The following is a 15,294-nucleotide window of genomic DNA, read 5'->3' as shown; positions in this document are numbered from 1 at the left end:
CAGGAAACGCGCCAGCTCTTTCAACGTGGTGGGCAGGTGCTGAGATGGGAAACGTCGGGCGTTGGAGGCCTGATTTGTTTATTGGCGGGGGTTGGGGTTAAGTACATATCCGTTTCTGCGGTAACGGATATGTACACCATCAAAAACCACGCCCGCCGCGATCGCAATAGAACCCTTGGATCAGTTCGGCAACCAAGCCTCAGCCCAGTAATTCAGGTTGTTACCTCGCAACATGTAATCACGCAACACTTCCTCGCGCAGCGCATCACCCATGCGATAACTCGCGTCCGGATCGGCCAGGTGCATACGGATCGCCTCAAGCCATTCCTCGGTGCTGTTGCTCACCACCTTGGTACACGGCAGATAACCGCGATAGGCCTCGGTGTCCGTGCAAATCACCGGATAACCGCAGGCACCGTACTCCAGCAGACGCAAGTTGCTCTTGCAGTCGTTGAAGATATGAAACTCCAACGGCGCCAATGCCAGATCGAGGTTCAGGCTGGCCAGTTTGGCGGGGTAAGCCTGCAGGCCGACAGCCGGATGGAATTCATGTACGTAAGGCTTGAGTGCTGGCGGGCACATGCCGAAAAATACCCATTCAACTTCATCCGCCAGCAGGCGAACGACATCGGCAATGATCGCCAGATCCCCATCATGACTGGTCCCTCCCCCCCAACCGACCCTTGGCTTGCGGGACGTACGTCGCAGGCTGCTCAGACCGGTCCACAGATGCGGAGCGAGCATGTTCGGCACCACGCGAATATCGTCATGCATGCCTATGAGTGCATCAGCCAGCGGTTGGGTAGACACCACCACTCGATCACACAACCCGATCGCACGCCGCACGATTTGTTCGACACCAACGATGGTCTTGCGCACATGAGCATTTTTCTTGGGCACATCGATGACATAGTCATCGAGCTCGAAGATCCGGAAAGCCTTGGAGCTGTTCCTGACCCGCTCCACTTCATTCACCGCGCTCTCACTGTAGCGCCCCTGCAGGATGATGACGTCGGGCGACTGGCGCTCCAGCTCAATGTCCGAGGGTGTATGGAAAGAAAGGTTACCGAGCACTTGACCCGCGGCTTCCAGCTCCAGAAACGGCTGGGTGACGCGGTAATGGCCTACGGCGGTCTCGTTGATCGGTATCGCCAGAACCCGCGGCAGCATGTGCCGGGCGAAAGGATTCCAATCGTTCTTGAAACCCGGCTCAAGACTGAAATTGTTGGTATTGAGGCTCAGATTGACGTTGTACGCCGGATCTCTGGCAATGATCGACAGCCAGCGCTGATAAAAACACTTGTGCTCAGCCACCAGCGTTGACGCTACCGGCCCATTCTCCGTCTCGGCAGCCACGCGTACCGATTCGGCATACGGCGTCCAGACCACCAGATACCCCTTCTGCCTGACACGCAGACAGAAATCCGGGCCGTTGAGCATGTGGGAAAAGGCCTGCTCGTCAAAGCCCTGAAGATCATCGAAAACCTGCTTGCGGATCAGCAGGCATTCGGTGCTCACCGCGCTCAGGTTCTGCACCGCCTGCTGGCGCTGCATGTAACCCGGGGTGGTCACCGCCTCCCCGCGCCAAGGCACGCCGACAGGGCCGCGCATCCCCAGTACCAGCGCCGAACCTTCGATACGTCCCTGAGGGCTGACCATTCGGCCGCCGACAACACCCACTTCCGGACGCAATCCATGATTCAGCAGTTCGCCAAGCCAGTCGCGATTGACGATTACACAATCCGGGTTGAGCAACAGCACATATTCGCCGCGGGCCTGAGCCGCCGCGAAATTCTGCGCCGCCGCCGGGTTATCGGGAGAATCGCAGTGAAGCACGCGCAGTTTTTCGCCGCCCATTTGCGACATCGCGGCCAGCCAGTCCCGCGCCTCGATCGAGGTGCTGGCATTGTCGATGATCAACAATTCGTAGTGAGCATAGGCTGTGTGCTCCAGTACACTTTCGATGCAACGCTGAAGCGGACCGAGCCGATCCCGCATCACCACAACAATCGACACCAGCGGCTGAATGCCATGGTGGTAATCAATTCGATTGATCAGTGGCACATTACCCTGCCGGACTCCGTGTGCCGCACCGATACGATCAAGGTGCGCGGTCAGTACACGGGGGTTTTGCTCGATCACTTGCGGCAATGCGAGCCATTGCGACAGGCCGAACGAGGACTCGACCAGCACTTGGGCGACATGCTCCACGACATGCGCTCCATGGCTTTCAACGAGCCGCCAAACCAGATCATGAGGACTGAGTTCGGTGAAATCCGGGTTGAATCCACCGACATCCATAAAGCACTGACGCTGAATCGCCAATGTCCGCCCGATGTAGGGATAACTGCGCAACAGGTCAAGGTTGAAATCGGATTTGAAGATCGGCTCCACCGACAACTCGTTGCGCAGACCACCTTCATCGCTGTAAATGCACAGCGCGCCAGCACTCTCGACCATGCGCTCGGCCAAAAGCAGCAAAGCCAGTTCATTCAGGCGATCACCCGCCCGCAAGAGATAGAACCAGTCCGCACCGTCCATTTGCATCAGAAGGACATTGAGCTGCTCAAACCCGTCGTCTTGCAGGGTCACACGAATCACGTTACCGGCAAGGGCACTGGCACGACTATCACCGCTAAGCACCAGCACCGTTTCGGCGGCATAAACCTGCCGATCGATGCTCTCCAGCGTGACGCCCAGCGCTGCATCGTCGGCATCAACATCAATCACCACCGGCACAATGCGCGGGCGCGATGGCCACGAAGCAAGGCGCGCGGGCAACAGGCGCTGCTGGGCAGGGTTCAGGGTGCGACACGCCAGCCATTGCTGGTACACATCAGCGAAGCTGTCACAGTTTTCACCTACCCGCGAACGTATCAAGGTCGCGGAAAAGCCCAATGAACGGCTCAGGGGCATTTCCTCCCAGGCATATGGCTCACCGAGGGCGGCGCTGGCCAGATCGATGTAGCGAACATGCCCCGGCGCAGGTGCCGGCTCGCCGCTGCGCAACGCAAGCATTTGGGTCAGCCAGCCAAGCTCGACCGCTATGGCCTGCTGAACCTCCCGTTGATTGCTCATGCGCGCCGTGTGCAAGCGCTCGAAGCTGAGCACCTGCCCGATTACCGCCAGATTGCCGCGACGCAACAGACACACAAACAAGGCGAAATCGAGTCGGGCGACAAACCCTTCACCGATTTGGGTCAAGGCTGGCAAATACTCCAGCACCTGATGGGTGCGCATCAGGGCGCCACTCAGATTGCTGAGAAAGTTGACAGCCGTGCCTTCCAGCACATCCAGCAAGTCTTCGCCCTTGAACAGCGTATCCCCCGAGGCAAAGCTGGTGTTCTCCAGACGCTCGGGAAGCAACAGGTAATCGCCGTCGCAATACTGACGCTGGGCAATCACCAGGTTGACATCGTCATGATCGATGAAACCCTGCACTTGACGGGCAATACACTCAGGCAGCAATTGATCGTCATCACAGAGAAACTTGAGGTACTCCCCAGCTGCCTGCTCGGCGCAGGCGATCAGGTTACCCTTGAACCCCAAGTGGCGATCATTGCGCACATAGCGCAGCGTCAAGCCTTGCGGCACCGTGCAGGCCTGGACCAGGTCATGGATTTCATCGCTGTTGCTGTCGTCACAGACAATCACTTCAAGCGGCGCATAAGTCTGATTCAGAGCACTTTGCAGCGCGGCCTGAAAGTACAGCGCGTTGTAGGCGGGAATGGCGATGCTGACAAGAGGAGCTGGATTCACGGCGGGGTAACTCTCGAGCGGCGGGCGCTCACTCTGGAACGAGTGGAGCAGCCCTGAACCGCTGAAAAAAGACGGTTTGCACTCGGTGCCTCAACCCTCGCGCCAATAGCGCGAAGGCCTCGACTCAGACTTTGTTGAACAGCCCCAACTGAGCGATTTTGCTGAACGCCAATTGCGAGGCCTGCAGCATGGTTTGCTGCAAGGTCAGGCGGGTCATCACCGTAGCCGGGTCCGAATCACGGATCGACCCCTGGGTCTGAGTGTTGGCCAGCACCAGGCTCTGGTTGATTTCGGTCTGGGTCGCCAACGATGCACCGCGACCACCCACGGAACTGATCCCGGAGGTCAACTGGTCCATGCCGCTGGCCAGGTTACCAACACCCGAACCAATGGCCTCATTCAGCTTTTGAATGGCCAGCGGATCGTTGTTGGTCGGCGTCGACAACGCGGTTTTCAACTGACTGACGGTGTCCAGAATGTTTTGCGTCTGGTGCGTGTTGACCACGACAGAGAACTGGTCACCGGCAGTCATCGTCGGCGTCCCGCTGAGCGTAAAGGCGACACCCGATGCGGTGGCGACGTTGCCCGCCAGAACGCCATTGGAAACCGGCTTGCTGTTCGCCGTCAGAGGCGCGGCATACAACTCGAAAGCGGTAGGACTGGTGAACTTGAGAATCGCCCCGCCTTCCGGAAAGCTGGCATGGTAGGCGGCGCTGTTGGTGATTGACGTGTTGGTGACCACATCCGTCGACACGTTGCCTGGCGCGCGAGACGCATTGAAGCTGTCCGGCTTGGCCGCCAGGGTGAAGCTGTAGGCATTGGGGGACGGGGGCGCCGGAAACACGGTCGCCGGAACATCACCTGATTTCATGTTGATGTTCAACTTCAGATCAACGCCACGGAAATTGATCGTCTGTGTGGCTGCACCACTGCTGGAACTGAACACACCATTGCCAGTAGCCTCGGACGTGACGTCGTTACCCAGCGAATCGCGGATTTCCAGTTGCGTCGGGCTGAGGATATTCACGGTGTAGGGCTCGCCACCACGGAATTTGGCGTTGTAGGTCACGTCCGAATTCACCTGACCATTGGAAAGCGACACACGACCGCCATCGACGGCCGGCGGAGGCGAGCTCATGGTGGTCTGCGTGCGACTGGTATTGATCGCCTGCTGGAACACGGCCCAACCGGTGCTGTTGGTGGCCATCGACTGGGTATCGCCAATCGGCAGGTCCAGCGTGACCTGATCACCGTTATAGCTGTAGGTACCGTCGGTGTTGCGCGTGAACGGAACGGTGTCGCCCTTGGAGCCGGAGAAAATGTACTTGCCGTTTTCGTCCTTGGTGTTCATCAGGCTCAACAGCTGCTCTTCGATCTGGCTGAGCTCCGAAGCGTTGGCCTGGCGGTCGGCATCGGTATAGCCGGCGTTACCGGCACCCAGGGCCAGTTCCTTGGCGCGTTGCAGCACGTTGCCGATGCTGGTCATCACCGCTTCAGTCTGGCCAAGCGTGGCCTTGATCGTCGTCATGTTGTTCGAGAACTGATCGAGCATCGAAGCCTGCTGACCCAATTGCAGCAGACGCGAAGCGCCGACCGGATCATCGGCGGCCGTGTTGACGCGAACCGGGCTGCTCGCCTCTTCGCTGCTCTTGACCACGTTGGCGAAGTTCTTCTGGTAGTTCGCAGCCGAGGACTCGTAAAACTGGGCGGTAGAAATGCGCATGGGCTACGACTCCTTAAAGACTGTTGATCAGTGTGCTGAAGATTTCCTGCGCAGCCTTGATGATCTGCGAAGACGCGGTGTAGTACTGCTGATACTTGACCAGGTTGCCGGTTTCCTCATCGAGGTCGACACCCGAGAGCGAGTCGCGCGCACCCTTGGCATTCGCCAGGATGGCGTCGGTCGCCGCGCTGTCGAGCTTGCCCTGTGCGGCCTTGGAGCCAACGCCTTCGACCAGTTTGCCGTAAGCGTCGTTCAGGGAAATACCTTTGCTGGCCGAGCCGGTGTCCACGGTCTGCGCGGTCTGCAAGCCGGCCAGTGCGGTGCCGTTACGGTTGTCCAGGCTGCCCGGCTGGGTGAGCGAGACGTTGATTGCCGCGCCGCTGCTCGGGGCACCGGCGAAGGTCATGTTGAAGCTCGCGGTGTACTGAGTGGCAGGCGCAGGCGGGATCGGCGTACCCGTGGCATCCGTGAGCGGAATGCTCAGGTTCAGGGTGTTGGTCTCACCTGGCTTGATGGTGCCAGCGCTGATCACCCCACCCTTGGCATCCAGAAACTGGTAGGTCTGGCTGGTGCCGTCGGCAGACACAGCACCAAACACTACCTTGGTCGGCGTGGAGTTTTTCAGGCCGTTCTGCATCGCGGTGGTGGTCGCCGCGTCGTAGATATCGAACTTGGTGGTCAGGGTCGGTTGACCGCTGGCCGGAATCGTCAGGGTGCCACTACCACTGCCGCTCGCTGCAATAGCCGCGCCCAGGGGTGCCGCGATGGCCAGACGCTTGGAGTCGGTCATCTCGGTCTTGATGTTTGCCGCCGCATCGCGGGTAGGGGTGATCTTGAAGGTGTCGCCCGCCGAGGCGGAAGCCGCGTTGAATTTCAGCTCGATGCCGTCGAAGACCGGTGCCGTTGCCGGCGGTGCGGTGCTGAAGCTGCCCATCGGCGTGTTGTCCGGCAGGCGCTGAACGGTGTAGTCGGTGGCCGTGGTGAACGTGACCTTGTAATCGTTGATGGTCAGCTTGCCAGAGTCCTTGATGCTCACATCAAAGTTGCCAGCGCCCACGTTGCTGGTGGCGGCGACACTGCGTTCAGAGACCAGCTTGGCCGAATTGATGTTGGTGAACAGGTTCGAACCGAAGGCACCGTTCTTGTCGATGCCCTGGGCCTGAAGGCTGTTCATCTGATCGGCGACAACCAGCGCCACACGCCCCAGTTCGTTCATGGCCGGGTCCAGCACGGTGCTGCGATAACGCAGCAGACCGCCGATTTCACCGCCGGTCATGATCGACGTGATGTCGATGGTGCTCGAGCCGCGATTGAGTTGCAGCGCCAGACGGCCCGGATCTTCCTTGCTTGGTACCGTCTCGAGTTTGCTGGTCGTGTTGCCGATGACCAGCGGCTGGCCGCTGCCCAGGTAAATGTCGAGGCTGCCTTCACGCTCCACCACTTGCGCACCGGTGAAGGTCGACAGTTGGCGCACGGTTTCGTTACGCGCGTCGAGCAGGTCGTTCGGCATGCCGCCGGAGCTGGAAACCTCGGAGATCTTCTGGTTCAACTGCGCCACGGTAGCGGCCAGCTTGTTAACCTGATCTGCCATGTTCGTCAGGTTGCCGTTGATGTTGGCATTCTGCTGGTTCAGCTGTGTGGAGACCGAGTTGAAACGGTTGCTCAAGGCCTGGGCATCGCTGAGCAGCAACTGGCGGGACGCATCGTCACCCGGCTTGGCGTTGACGTTCTGCACCGAGGCAAAAAACTTGGTCAGTGCGCCGTTCAGGCCGGTGCTGGTGTCGGAGAGTAATTTGTCCAGCGGCGTGACCTGATTCAGGTAGGCGGCCGAATCGCTGTTGAGCGAAGTGGTGGTCTGCAACTGCGCATCGAGGTAGCTGTTGTACACGCGACGCACATCGGCCAGCGTCGTGCCGGTGCCGATGTACACGTTGCCGAAATGCTGCGAGGCCTTGGTGCCCTGCACTGTTTGCTGGCGTGAGTACCCGGCGGTGTCGACGTTGGCAATGTTGTTGCCGGTGGTCATCAACGAGGATTGGCCAGCGGCCAGACCCGACATCCCGATATTGAGCAAACTCATGGTTCAGACCTTAATCCTTGTGCCTATAAAGGCGTGGTGGAAACGCCCGCCGCAGCGTAGTTCTGGTAACTCGTCATCTGCTTGGCTATCTGCGAAATCTTGCTTGCGTAGTCCGGGTCGGTTGCGTAACCGGCCTTTTGCAACTCGCGTACAAACTGTTCTGGGTTATCGGCCGACTTCACGACATCTTGATAGCGATTGTTGGTCTGCAGCAAAGTCACAAGGTCATGAAAGCTGTCCTTGTAGGAGTCGTAGGAACGGAACTCGGCCGTCTCCTTGACCATCGCGCCATTCCTGAATTCGCTGGTGATCGCGCGCGCCGAATTGCCCTGCCAGTTGCTGCTGGCCTTGATGCCGAACAGGTTGTGGCTGCTGCTGCCATCCTGTGCCCGCATGACCGATTTGCCCCAACCGGTTTCCAGCGCCGCCTGGGCCACGAGGTAACGCGGATCGACCCCGATGCGCTCGGCGGCTTCCTTGGCCATCGGCAGCATGGTGTTGACGAATTCATCGGCGGAACTGAAGGCTTTCTTCGCGGGCGCCAGGGGGATCTGAGCCATGGCACGACCATGAATCTGCAACCCGCCGTTCGATGCTGCCTGCGCATTCGCCAGCCAATCACCGTTGTACAACGGGCCTGAACCGGTAAGCGTGGTGCGCTCCGGCAATGGCGTCTTGTTGACCGTCGCGGCCGCAGTCGTCGCCGAAGGCACCAGGCCTGCCAGCAAGCGGTCAGCCAGTTTCGGCGGCAATGCCAGACGCCGCTGATTGATCAATTCCATGTCATTGCGATGCGTGCCGTCGCCTGTTGCCGGCGGTGTACGGAGCGAGCGCGACGCCCACAACGGACGCTCGCCATTGAGGCGGGACAACGGCCCGTTGACGGCAACCGTCCCGGCGGCTATCGGCGTTTCCACGGCGGCTTTCGCGGCCGCCTGCTTGGCCGCCGATGCGGCAGCTGCTTCGCCCGGCGCCATCGGTTTGTTCTTCGACATCTGACGCATCAGCACGTCCGCCAGACCAATACCACCACCTTGGCGGGACATGGAAACGGCCAGTTGCTGGTCGTACATTTCCTGGTACTGCTTGGCCGCCGGGGTGTTGAGCGGATTGTCCTCACCCAGGGTGTCGGTAGCCTTGCGCATGGACTTGAGCATTTCACCGAGGAACAGCGACTCGAACTCCTGCGCCACTTTGCGCATGTTCCCGTCACTGTTCTTGTCACCTACCTTGAGCTGGTTCAGCCGGTTCAGGTCCGAATAGGAACCCGAATCGTTGCTGCTGACACCCAGACCGCCCTTGCGCATATCCATGTTCGCCGTCCTCAGATCACGATCAGATCGGCTTGCAATGCGCCGGCCTGCTTCAGTGCTTCGAGGATGGCCATCAAGTCACCCGGTGCCGCGCCGACCTGGTTCACCGCACGCACGATCTCGTCGAGCGTGGTGCCCGGACCGAACTTGAACATCGGTTTGGCTTCCTGTTGTGCATTGACCCGCGAGCGCGGCACGACCGCTGTCTGACCATTGGACAGAGGGCCGGGCTGGCTGACGATCGGGTCTTCGGTGATGGTCACGGTCAGGCTGCCGTGAGTCACGGCGGCTGGCGAAACCTTGACGTTCTGGCCGATGACGATGGTGCCGGTACGCGAATTGATGATGACTTTCGCCACCGCCTGGCCTGGATCGACTTCGAGGTTTTCGAGGATCGACAGGTAGTCGACCCGCTGGCTTGGGTCCAGCGGCGCCGTGACGCGAATCGAACCACCGTCGATGGCCTGTGCGACGCCAGGGCCGAGCATGTCGTTGATCTTGTCGACGATGCGCTTGGCGGTGGTGAAGTCGGAACGGTTGAGGTTCAGGGTCAGGCTGTTGCCCTGGTTGAAACCGCTCGGCACCGAACGCTCCACCGATGCACCACCGGGGATGCGACCGGCCGATGGAACGTTGACGGTGATCTTCGACCCGTCGCGACCTTCAGCATCGAAACCGCCGACCACCAGGTTACCCTGGGCGACCGCGTACACGTTGCCATCGATACCCTTGAGCGGCGTCAGCAGCAGGGTGCCGCCTCGCAGGCTCTTGGAGTTACCGATGGAAGAAACGGTGATGTCCACTTGCTGACCGGGTTTGGCGAAAGCCGGCAAGTCGGCACTGATCGATACCGCCGCGACGTTCTTCAACTGCACGTTGCCCGAACCGGCCGGCACCTTGATGCCGAACTGCGAGAGCATGTTGTTGAAGGTCTGCAGGGTGAACGGAGTTTGCGTCGTCTGGTCACCGGTGCCGTTAAGCCCGACCACCAGGCCGTAGCCGATCAATTGGTTGGAACGCACGCCGGAAATACTGGCGATGTCCTTCAGCCGCTCGGCTTGAGCGTTGAAGGCTGCCGACAACATCAAGGCCGCAACGATGAGACTTCTGAAATTCAACGTAGCCACCTAGAAAGGGAACAGCGGGCTGAGGAAGAAACGGTCGAACCAGCCTGGCTGACTCGCATCGGCAAACGAACCGGTGCCCGAGTAGGTAATGCGTGCATCGGCAATGCGGGTCGACGAAACCGTGTTGTCGGTGGCGATGTCGTCGGCCCGGACCAGGCCGGCAATCCGTACCAGTTCATCACCGGTATTGAGGGTCATCCACTTCTCGCCGCGCACGGCGATGATGCCGTTGGGCAACACGTCGGCGACGGTCACGGTGATCGAACCGGTCAGGCTGTTGCCCTGCCCGGCCTTGCTGTCGCCCTTGGTGGCGCGGTCGCCGCTGTAGCCGGCATCCAGCGTCAGATCACCGTCGCTGAGCGGGTTATTCGTGTTGGGCACTGTGCCGAACAGCGAGGACAGACCGATGCTTGCCTTGCTGTTCTTGCCTATTTGCGAGTTGGCGTTCTTGCTGGCCTGGGTCTTCTCGTTCAGGGTGATGGTGATGATGTCACCGACCCGGAACGCCTTGCGGTCGCTGTACAGGTTCTGTTCAAAACCGGCTTGGTAGATCGAGCCGTTATTCGCGGCAGCCGGCAACGGCGTACGCGGCAACACCGGGGCGTAGTAAGGATCATTGGGCTTGGGCGTCGGGCCGACGCACCCCGCCAGCGCGGCGACCGCACTCAGTGCCAGAACAGATACAAAGCGATTCATGACCCTACCTCACGGTGTTGCAGGCGACCTCAGGGTCGCCTCATAGACTTGATTACAGATTCTGCGTTACGAACGAGAGCATCTGGTCGGCGGTGGAGATCACCTTGGAGTTCATCTCGTAGGCGCGCTGAGTGGTGATCATGTTGACCATCTCTTCAACGGTGCTGACGTTGGAGGTTTCCAGGGTGTTCTGCAGCGTGGTGCCGAAACCGGCCAGGCCTGGCGTACCGACTTGCGGCGCACCGCTGGCAGCGGTTTCCAGGAACAGGTTGTTACCTACCGCTTGCAGGCCGGCCGGGTTGATGAAGTCGGCGGTTTGCAGGTTGCCGATCACCTGGGACGCCGGGTTACCGGCAATGGTGATGGACACGGTGCCGTCGCGACCGACCGTGAAGGTCTGCGCATCGTTCGGGATGACAATGGCTGGCTCCAGGGCGAAACCGCTGGCGTTCACGATCTGGCCGTTGGAATCGAGGTGGAAGGTGCCGTCACGGGTGTAGGACGTGGTGCCGTCCGGTTGCAGGATCTGGAAGAAACCGCGACCGTCGATGGCCATGTCCAACGGCTGCTCGGTGGTTTGCAGGCTGCCGGCGTTGAAGTTTTTCTGGGTGCCGACGATGCGCACACCGGTACCCAGTTGCAGGCCCGACGGCAGTTCGCTGTCCTGGGTCGACTGGGCGCCTGGCTGGCGTTTGATCTGGTACAGCAAGTCCTGGAACTCGGCACGATCACGTTTGAAGCCCGTGGTCGACACGTTGGCCAGGTTGTTGGAAATGGTGGTCAGGTTGGTGTCCTGGGCGGACAGACCTGTTTTGGCAACCCATAGAGCCGGAAGCATTCGATTCTCCTCGTGCGCCTGTTTTACGGCGCGACGTTCTGATAATTAGCTGATCTGCAAGACCCGAGCCATGGCCTGGTCGTCGTCTTTGGCGGTGCTCATCATCTTGATGTGCAATTCGAACTGCTTGGCCAGGGCCAGTACAGAAGTCATCTCTTCCACGGCATTGACGTTGCTCGACTCAAGGAACCCGGACACCAGTTTGACGTTGGCATCGGCTTGCGCCGGCTTGCCGTCCTTGGTGTGGATCGAACCGTCCAGGCCTTTGGTCATGTTCTTGAAATCCGGATTGACCAACTTGATGCGGTCGACTTCCGCCATCACGCGGGGACCTTCGCCCATCGCACGGATGCTGACGGTGCCGTCTTCGCCGACTTCGATCTGCTGCTCGGGTGGCACGGAGATCGGCCCGCCATTGCCCAACACCGGCATACCGTTGCCGGCGCGCAATACGCCAAGCGCGTCAATGTTCAGGCTGCCGGTGCGCACGTAGCTTTCGCCACCATCCGGGTTCTGCACGGCGATCCAGCCATTGCCCTGCACCGCGACGTCGAGGTCGCGACCGGTTTCCACCAGAGCGCCCGAAGAGAAGTCGGTGGCCGGACGTTCGGACATGGCAAAAGCACGCGCCGGAAAGCTGTCACCGAACACCGGCATCGAACGCGCCTGCTCCAGGTCTTTCTGGAAACCGTTGGTGGAGATGTTCGCCAGGTTGTTCGCATGAGCCTTCTGCGCCAGTGCATTCTGGCTGGCGCCGGTCATTGCCACATAAAGGTACTTGTCCACACTCTTTCCTCTGCATGCCGGACGTTTGCCGCCCACCGCTGTACTGCTGAGCCATAAGCAATTTGCAGACCAACTTTTTTCTGGCGGCGCGGGGCCCGGCAAACAAAGGACTTGAGGGGTCAGAGGGGATTGGGGGGATTGTGTCGAAAGACGAAAAACCGGCGGTGTTATGCCGCTTCGCGGCAACAGCCAGCCCTGGAGGTCAACCCCTCGCCACAAAAGCCCGCTCGCCACAGGGTCAGGTGTTGTCTTTCCCCACCTCATACTCACGCAACTTGTTGGCAATGGTGGTATGCGAAACCCCCAACCGCTTGCCCAGTTGCCGACTGCTCGGATGCTCCGAATACAAACGCTCCAGCACCGCTTTTTCAAAGCGCCCGACTATCGCATCCAGCCCGCCTTCGAGGGAGAAATCGCCAAGCGGCTGACGCACGCCGTAGTCTGGCAGGCGAATATGCTCAGCCTTGACCGTCCCGCCCTCGCACAACGAAACCGCTTGGAACAGCACGTTTTCCAGCTGCCTGACATTGCCCGGCCAATGATAATGACTGAGCCGCTCCATGGCCGCCGGCGCCAGTTTCGGCAGCGGGCAACCAATCTGTCGGCTGGCCTGATCGAGGAAGTGCTCCACCAGTGGCGTCAAACCATCCAGGCATTCACGCAGCGGCGGGATATGCAGCGAAAGCACGTTCAAGCGGTGATACAAATCCTGGCGGAACTCACCCCGGGCGCACAGTTCCGACAGATCAACCTGCGTTGCGCAGATCACTCGCACATCCAGATAAACCTCTTCATCACTGCCGACTCGACGGAAGCAACCGTCCTGCAGGAAGCGCAGCAATTTCACCTGCAAGCGCGGGCTCATTTCCCCGACGCCATCTAGGAACAGCGTCCCCCCCGCCGTCAGCTCCAGCAGCCCGAGCTTGCCCTCGGCCCGTGCCCCCTCGAATGCGCCGGGGCCGTAGCCGAACAATTCGGTCTCGGCCATCGACTCCGGCAGACCGGCGCAGTTGAGCGCCATCAACGGCGATTGTCCGCGCGGACTGGCCAGGTGACAGGCTCGCGCCAACAACTCTTTACCGGTGCCGGTTTCACCTTCTATCAATAGCGGCGCATCCAGCGGCGCCATGCGCCGGGCTTCACGCACCACGGCAGCCATCACTTTCGAACTCTGGAAGATGCTGTCGAACCCGCGCAGTTCCTGTTTGCGCACGTTATAGATGCGCTCCCCAACCCGATCGGCACGGTGCAGCGTCAACACCGCGCCGGCCATGGCCTCACTGTCGTCATGCTCCGATTGCAGCGGCGCGATGTCGGCCAGAAACACGTCGCCCTTGACCTTGACCCGCAGCCCGTTGATCCGCGACTTGTTGGCACGCACCAACTCCGGTAAATCGAAGTCCTCGGCGTAACGCGACAACGGAATCCCCGGCACCTCATCGACTCGCACCCCGAGCAACTGCGCCGCCGCACGGTTGGCTGCGACGATCGAACCGCCCATGTCGATCGACAACACCGGAAACTCCAGGGCGCCGAGCAAGGCATTGAGTTCCATGTGCCGACGCTCGCTGGGCATCAGCCCTACCCGCTTGACGCCAAAGACACCGGCAATCGACTCGAATTTAGGACGCAGTGCCTGGAACTGAATATTGATCAGATTCGGGCAATGCAGGTAGATCGCGTTGCCATGCTCCCCACCCACTTCACCACGGGCGACGTTGATCCCGTACTCGACCAGCAAGTTGAGAATGTCACGCAGGATGCCGATGCGGTTCTGGCAGTGGACTTTGATACGCATAAAAAGGCCCGAAAAAAAGCGGTGAATGAGGTTTATGCCCGGCATCAACCTGTGGGAGCGGGCTTGCTCGCGAAAGCGGTGAGTCAGGCAATATTGATGGTGACTGACCCACCGCTTTCGCGAGCAAGCCCGCTCCCACAGGGTATTTTTCTGTTGGTGCGCTCAGATAGTCGTCAAGATTATGTGACACCTGTGAGCCTTTTCAAACCCGGAAATCTCAAGCGCAGCGCCACAGCAGCCTTTGCGTAACGAAAACTTTACGAAAACCAACGAATTTTCCTACGCACCACGGCTTTCACGTGCTGCAACATCGCAATTCCTGAGGTATTTCTGAGTCCATAGCAGGACATAACAAGAACGAAATCCCCTAGCAGGAGAGCAGCATGAAGCAGACGCAATACGTGGCTCGCGAGCCCGATGCGCAAGGTTTTATCGACTACCCCGCCGAAGAACACGCGGTGTGGAACACGCTGATCACACGCCAACTGAAAGTGATCGAAGGGCGTGCGTGCCAGGAATACCTGGACGGTATCGAAAAACTCGGTCTGCCCCACGACCGCATTCCTCAACTCGGTGAAATCAACAAAGTCCTCGGTGAAACCACCGGCTGGCAAGTTGCCCGGGTTCCCGCACTGATTCCCTTCCAGACCTTTTTCGAATTGCTGGCGAACAAGCAGTTCCCGGTGGCGACGTTTATTCGTACCCGCGAAGAGCTGGATTACCTGCAAGAGCCGGACATTTTCCATGAGATCTTTGGCCACTGCCCGCTGCTGACCAACCCCTGGTTCGCTGAATTCACCCACACCTACGGCAAACTTGGCCTACAGGCTTCCAAGGAAGAACGCGTGTACCTGGCGCGTCTGTACTGGATGACCATCGAGTTCGGCCTGGTGGATACACCCGAAGGCCAGCGCATTTACGGCGGCGGCATTCTCTCCTCGCCGAAAGAAACCGTTTACTGCCTGTCGGACGAACCTGAACATCAAACGTTCGATCCGCTGGAATGCATGCGTACGCCGTATCGCATCGACATTCTGCAACCGCTGTACTTTGTCCTGCCGAACCTCAAGCGCCTGTTCGACCTGGCCCATGAAGACATCATGGGCATGGTCAAGCAAGGCATGCAGTTGGGCTTGCACGCACCGAAGTTTCCGCCGAAAGCTGCGTGATCCGC

At 59.7% G+C, this 15,294-nt stretch carries 10 protein-coding genes; 1 reads left to right on the top strand and 9 read right to left on the bottom strand.

The window, feature by feature from the left end; genetic code table 11:
- Positions 1 to 180 precede the first annotated feature (180 nt).
- The 9 genes from FBY04_RS09930 to FBY04_RS09890 form a co-directional block, all read right to left on the bottom strand.
- Entirely contained in the window at positions 181 to 3,759 is a 3,579-nt protein-coding gene (locus FBY04_RS09930; protein ID WP_145315113.1) for a glycosyltransferase, read from the bottom strand.
- 124 nt (positions 3,760 to 3,883) lie between these two features.
- Positions 3,884 to 5,482, bottom strand: a complete 1,599-nt coding sequence (locus FBY04_RS09925) for a flagellar hook-associated protein 3 (protein ID WP_145315112.1) — start codon at positions 5,480 to 5,482, stop codon at positions 3,884 to 3,886.
- A 13-nt stretch (positions 5,483 to 5,495) separates the two neighbouring features.
- The gene (flgK, locus tag FBY04_RS09920; RefSeq protein ID WP_145315111.1) at positions 5,496 to 7,562 is read right to left on the bottom strand and encodes a flagellar hook-associated protein FlgK; all 2,067 of its coding nucleotides are present in this window, start codon (positions 7,560 to 7,562) and stop codon (positions 5,496 to 5,498) included.
- Between the two features lie 23 nt (positions 7,563 to 7,585).
- Complete coding sequence (flgJ, locus tag FBY04_RS09915) at positions 7,586 to 8,875, bottom strand: flagellar assembly peptidoglycan hydrolase FlgJ (RefSeq protein ID WP_084320541.1); 1,290 nt, start codon at positions 8,873 to 8,875, stop codon at positions 7,586 to 7,588.
- 11 nt (positions 8,876 to 8,886) lie between these two features.
- A complete protein-coding gene (locus FBY04_RS09910; protein WP_167362947.1) occupies positions 8,887 to 9,960 on the bottom strand; it encodes a flagellar basal body P-ring protein FlgI in 1,074 nt (357 codons plus the stop codon).
- A 42-nt stretch (positions 9,961 to 10,002) separates the two neighbouring features.
- Positions 10,003 to 10,698 carry a flagellar basal body L-ring protein FlgH gene (gene flgH, locus FBY04_RS09905; protein ID WP_084320539.1) on the bottom strand — a complete coding sequence of 232 codons (696 nt, stop codon included), beginning with the start codon at positions 10,696 to 10,698 and terminating at the stop codon, positions 10,003 to 10,005.
- A 52-nt stretch (positions 10,699 to 10,750) separates the two neighbouring features.
- Positions 10,751 to 11,536 carry a flagellar basal-body rod protein FlgG gene (gene flgG / locus FBY04_RS09900; protein ID WP_017337155.1) on the bottom strand — a complete coding sequence of 262 codons (786 nt, stop codon included), beginning with the start codon at positions 11,534 to 11,536 and terminating at the stop codon, positions 10,751 to 10,753.
- Between the two features lie 45 nt (positions 11,537 to 11,581).
- Positions 11,582 to 12,322 carry a flagellar basal body rod protein FlgF gene (locus FBY04_RS09895; RefSeq protein WP_145315110.1) on the bottom strand — a complete coding sequence of 247 codons (741 nt, stop codon included), beginning with the start codon at positions 12,320 to 12,322 and terminating at the stop codon, positions 11,582 to 11,584.
- A 238-nt stretch (positions 12,323 to 12,560) separates the two neighbouring features.
- The gene (locus FBY04_RS09890) at positions 12,561 to 14,120 is read right to left on the bottom strand and encodes a sigma-54-dependent transcriptional regulator (protein WP_084320612.1); all 1,560 of its coding nucleotides are present in this window, start codon (positions 14,118 to 14,120) and stop codon (positions 12,561 to 12,563) included.
- Positions 14,121 to 14,503: 383 nt separating this feature from the next.
- Here FBY04_RS09890 and phhA point away from each other — a divergent pair, with 383 nt between their 5' ends.
- On the top strand, positions 14,504 to 15,289 hold the full coding sequence (gene phhA / locus FBY04_RS09880; protein WP_145315109.1) for a phenylalanine 4-monooxygenase: 786 nt from the start codon (positions 14,504 to 14,506) through the stop codon (positions 15,287 to 15,289).
- Positions 15,290 to 15,294 lie beyond the last annotated feature (5 nt).

Origin of the sequence: Pseudomonas sp. SJZ080 (assembly GCF_007828295.1) — a bacterium.
In the GTDB taxonomy this organism is placed as follows: Bacteria; Pseudomonadota; Gammaproteobacteria; order Pseudomonadales; family Pseudomonadaceae; genus Aquipseudomonas; species Aquipseudomonas migulae_A.
The sequence above is the reverse complement of the archived record's forward strand: the minus strand, read 5'-3'. Positions and strand labels throughout refer to the sequence as shown.